The sequence below is a fragment of the Saccharopolyspora sp. genome (assembly GCF_017434145.1).
Taxonomy (GTDB): Bacteria; Actinomycetota; Actinomycetes; order Mycobacteriales; family Pseudonocardiaceae; genus Saccharopolyspora_C; species Saccharopolyspora_C galaxeae.
The window spans coordinates 1-3,779 of the sequence record NZ_JAFRFW010000532.1 but is presented as its reverse complement, the minus strand read 5'-3'; the positions used below and the strand labels follow the sequence as shown (position 1 = coordinate 3,779).

Genomic DNA, 3,779 nt, shown 5'->3' with positions numbered 1-3,779 from the left:
CGGTCGGCGCCGATCCGGCCGCCCCGGGCACGCCGTGGTGCTCGGCAACCCAGAACCGGTGGTAGCCGAGCGCTTCGGCTTCCGCGGCGAACCGGACGGTGCGCGGCAACGACTCCGACGGGCTCCGGCCGCTCCGCACCAGCGAGCGGTCCAGGACCGAGAAGCGCAGCGGGTTGGTCACACCGGCACCAACGCCGGTGCACGCGGCCCGGATTCCCGGCGGTGGCCGCTCAGCCGCCCCGCGAAACCGCGGCCAGGAATTCGTTCAACGCGGCCCACAGCCCCTGGATGGCCTGGACCAGGAGCCCGAATCCGCGCTGGACGTTCGCGGCGGCCCCGACCGGATCGCGGATCACCAAGAACAGGGCCACGGCGACGACGGCCAGCACGATCAGCGTCTTCCGGTCCAAGGTCCGCACCTCCCACACCGGTTCGGCGAGCCCGGTCGTCGTGCCACTGTGGACACGCGACGATCGCACGCCAACCTACGTCACCGGACCGCCCGGGCGGAACGGCATCGGCCGAGTGTCCTTCCCGGACCGTCCCGCAAGATCACGCGCTGGTCCGTCACCGCCCGTCCTGCCGGGACAACTCCCCCAGCACCTGGTGCGTGCGGTTCGCGCGAACCGACAGCCGCTGCTCCCGGGCGGTCACGTCGATGTAGGTCTGGCTGGAATTGATGGAGGCGTGCCCGAGCAGCTTCGCGATCTCGGCGGCGTTCGCCCCGTCCTCGGCCAGCCGGGTCGCGAAGGTGTGCCGCAGCGCGTGCACCATCGCACCGGGCTGCACCCGATCGGAGATGCCTGCCGCGCGCATCGATTGCCGGACCAGGTACTGCAGCCCGCCGCGGCGCAACGGCTCACCGCGGTGGTCCACGAACAGCGCGGCGCCGCCCGGGAGGCGTTCGCCGAACCGGGTCCGGCGGGTCCGCAGGTAGTCGCCGACGACCTCGTCCAGTGCGCCCTCGATCGGGATGGAGCGGTTCTTGCCGCCCTTGCCCTGCACGTGCAACCGGCGGTCACCGGGCCGTCCGGCCAGCGCCGAGACGGTCAGCTCCAGCAGCTCCGCCGAGCGCACTCCGGTGCACAGCAGCACCGCCAGCACCGCGAGGTCCCGTTCCGGCCAAGGGTTGCGCGCCCGGCGCGCGCCCTCGGAGACCAAGCGCAACAGCCGTTCCGGAGTTTCCTCGCCCTGCAGCGGTTTCGGGGTCGCCGGCGCGGTGCGGGGCTTCGGAACCACCTGCATCGGGTTGCCGCCCACGGCGCCTTCGACGACGAGGAACCCGAACAGGCCGTTCCAAGTGGACCACGCGCGAGTCACCGAGGACGCCGACCGGGCCGCGGCGTGCCGCGCGAACGCCGAACGCAGCACCGTGGCGGTGACCTCGGCGACCGGCAACGCATCGACTGCCAGCCCGCTGAGCTCCGCCAGCTCGGCACCGACCGAGCCGAGGTCGCGGCGGTAGGCGCGCAGCGAGTTCGCGGCCAGCTTCCGGGCCTGCAGGTGCTCCAAGTACACCTCGGTCCAGTACGCCACCGAACCACCGGCCTCCCGCACCGCAGGCACCTCCTCGACCATCGGGTGATCATCTCCACGCCGATGGAACCAGAAGGCACCGACAACGCGCTCAGGCAGTGCGCAGGAACCGGTCCAGCACCCGGACCCCGAAGCGCAGCGCATCCACCGGCACCCGCTCGTCCACGCCGTGGAACAGCGCCGAGAAGTCCAGGTCCGCGGGCAGTCGCAGCGGGGCGAACCCGTAGCAGTTCATGCCGAGCCTGCTGAACGACTTCGCGTCCGTGCCGCCGGACATCATGTACGGCAGCGTCTTCGCGGCCGGGTCCTCGGCCAGCAGCGAAGCCTGCATGTTGTCCACCAAGCGGCCCTCGAAGCGGGTTTCCACCGGCGGCAGCCCCACCCACTCCCGCTCCACGTCCGGCCCGAGCAGGTCCGCGAGCTCCCGGTCGAACGCCTCCTCACGACCCGGCAGGATCCGGCAGTCCACCGCAGCCTCGGCCACCGACGGGATCACGTTGTGCTTGTAGCCGGCGGTGAGCATCGTCGGGTTCGCGGTGTCGCGCAGCGTCGCGCCCACGATGCGCGAAAGCCCGCCGAGCTTGGCGACCGCGCCATCGAGGTCGTCGGCCGGGAAGTCCCAGCCGGTCAGCTCGCTGACCCCCGCCAGGAACTCCCGCACGGAATCGTTGAGCACCAGCGGAAACCGGTGCCTGCCGAGCTTGGCCACGGCCTCGGCGAGCTGGGTCACCGCGTTGTCGTCGTGCACCATCGACCCGTGCCCGGCACGCGCCCGCGCCCGCAGCTTCAGCCAGCGGATGCCCTGCTCCGCGGTCTGCACGAGATAGGCGCGCACCCCGTCGTCGAAGGTGACGGAATACCCGCCGACCTCACTGATCGCCTCGGTGCAGCCCTCGAACAACTCCGGCCGGTGATCGGCCAGCCACTGCGCGCCCTGCAACCCGCCGGCTTCCTCGTCGGCCAGGAACGCGAACACGATGTCCCGCGGCGGCGTGATCCCGTCCCGCTTGAACCGCCGCGCCACCGCGAGGCTCATCGCGAGCATGTCCTTCATGTCGACCGCCCCGCGCCCCCACAGGTAACCGTCCTGCACGGCCCCCGACAGCGGGTGCACCGACCACTCGGTGGGATCCGCAGGCACCACGTCCAAGTGCCCGTGCACCAGCAGCCCGCCCCGCTGCGAATCGGCACCGGGCAACCGCGCGACCACGTTGCCCCGGCCAGGGTGATCCCCGGACTCGACGTAGGTGGTCTCGTACCCGACCTCGGCGAGCTTCTCGGCGACGTACTCCGCACCCGCCCGCTCCCCGGCCAGGGTCGCCGGGTCACCGGTGTTCGTCGTGTCGATCCGGATCAGCTCACTCGCCAGCCCGACGACCTCGTCCTCGGCCAGCCGCAGCCCGGCGTCCGCCCCACCGGATGCGCTCTCGATCTGCTCACTCACCAGGCTTTTCTACCATCCCGTCGCGGCGATGGGGGGTGGGTTCCGAGCCCTGAAAACGATCAGCTAATCTATGGGCACAACACAGCAGAGGCCGCCGGGCAACACAGGCGGCGCTGAGGCGTCCGAGTGGCGGAATGGCAGACGCGCTAGCTTGAGGTGCTAGTGCCCTACTAATGGGCGTGGGGGTTCAAGTCCCCCCTCGGACACGCGCACTATCCACCCGGCCTACCGGGTGGATAGTTGCATATGCGGCCCTTGTGGCGTGTTCGAACTGGACGTGCAGGTCAACGGACTCGTAGATGCTCGCCAGGCGTTCGGGCTTGGCCTTCGAGATGTCCTTACCGAGGTCTCCGAGTGAGTCGATCATCGCGTAAACCTCCGCGTCCGTGTACGTGCTGGGCGTGGGTGCGTGGTCGAGTTCGGCTTTCAGGGCTGCTCGTTCGCTCTGGGCCGTGTTGATCGCCTCCACCATCGCCGCGGGGTTCACTCCGGCTTCGATCGCTGCCTGGAATTTGCTCAGCCGGGTTTCGGCGTCGGCGAGCTTGTTTTTCAGCCTGGCCCGCTCGCTTGGGACACCGCCGGAGTCGCCTTGTGAGGCGACCAGTCCGGCGACGGTTTGATCGACGTTCTCGGGGGCGAACACGTGGCGGAGCCAGTCGTTCACGGCGTCCCGAATCATGTCCTCGCGGAGCTACACCGCGGGCGGGTGCGAGTCCAGCGCCGGTGAGCCGGGCGCGAGCGTGCGCGCCGGGCACCGGTAGGACAGCCCGTGCGCCCGCGGACTCGCCTCCATCTTTCG

The 3,779-nt window shown here is 70.5% G+C and carries 5 protein-coding genes and 1 tRNA gene; 1 reads left to right on the top strand and 5 read right to left on the bottom strand.

The genetic code is table 11. The annotated features are described in order from the left end of the window. From IJH84_RS14810 to IJH84_RS14795, 4 genes are all read right to left on the bottom strand, one after another. Positions 1-181, bottom strand: a 181-nt coding sequence (locus tag IJH84_RS14810) for an LLM class flavin-dependent oxidoreductase (protein ID WP_295145433.1), incomplete at its 3' end; no start/stop codon positions are given. A 49-nt stretch (positions 182-230) separates the two neighbouring features. Continuing rightward, a complete protein-coding gene (locus tag IJH84_RS14805; RefSeq protein ID WP_200072576.1) occupies positions 231-410 on the bottom strand; it encodes a hypothetical protein in 180 nt (59 codons plus the stop codon). Positions 411-567: 157 nt separating this feature from the next. Continuing rightward, positions 568-1,578 carry a tyrosine-type recombinase/integrase gene (locus IJH84_RS14800; protein ID WP_200072577.1) on the bottom strand — a complete coding sequence of 337 codons (1,011 nt, stop codon included), beginning with the start codon at positions 1,576-1,578 and terminating at the stop codon, positions 568-570. Positions 1,579-1,627: 49 nt separating this feature from the next. After that, on the bottom strand, positions 1,628-2,980 hold the full coding sequence (locus tag IJH84_RS14795; protein WP_295145430.1) for a M20/M25/M40 family metallo-hydrolase: 1,353 nt from the start codon (positions 2,978-2,980) through the stop codon (positions 1,628-1,630). 120 nt (positions 2,981-3,100) lie between these two features. Here IJH84_RS14795 and IJH84_RS14790 point away from each other — a divergent pair. Beyond that, positions 3,101-3,186, top strand: a tRNA-Leu gene (locus IJH84_RS14790). Here IJH84_RS14790 and IJH84_RS14785 read toward each other — a convergent pair. After that, positions 3,168-3,644 (bottom strand): hypothetical protein, encoded by a 477-nt coding sequence (locus IJH84_RS14785; RefSeq protein ID WP_295145427.1) that lies wholly within the window; start codon positions 3,642-3,644, stop codon positions 3,168-3,170. The two genes, IJH84_RS14790 and IJH84_RS14785, sit on opposite strands and share 19 nt — an antisense overlap. Positions 3,645-3,779: the final 135 nt, after the last annotated feature.

Excerpts from the sequence above, each read along its gene's own strand:
- IJH84_RS14800 (WP_200072577.1), bottom strand. The coding sequence starts at position 1,578 with ATGGTCGAGGAGGTGCCTGCGGTGCGGGAGGCCGGTGGTTCGGTGGCG.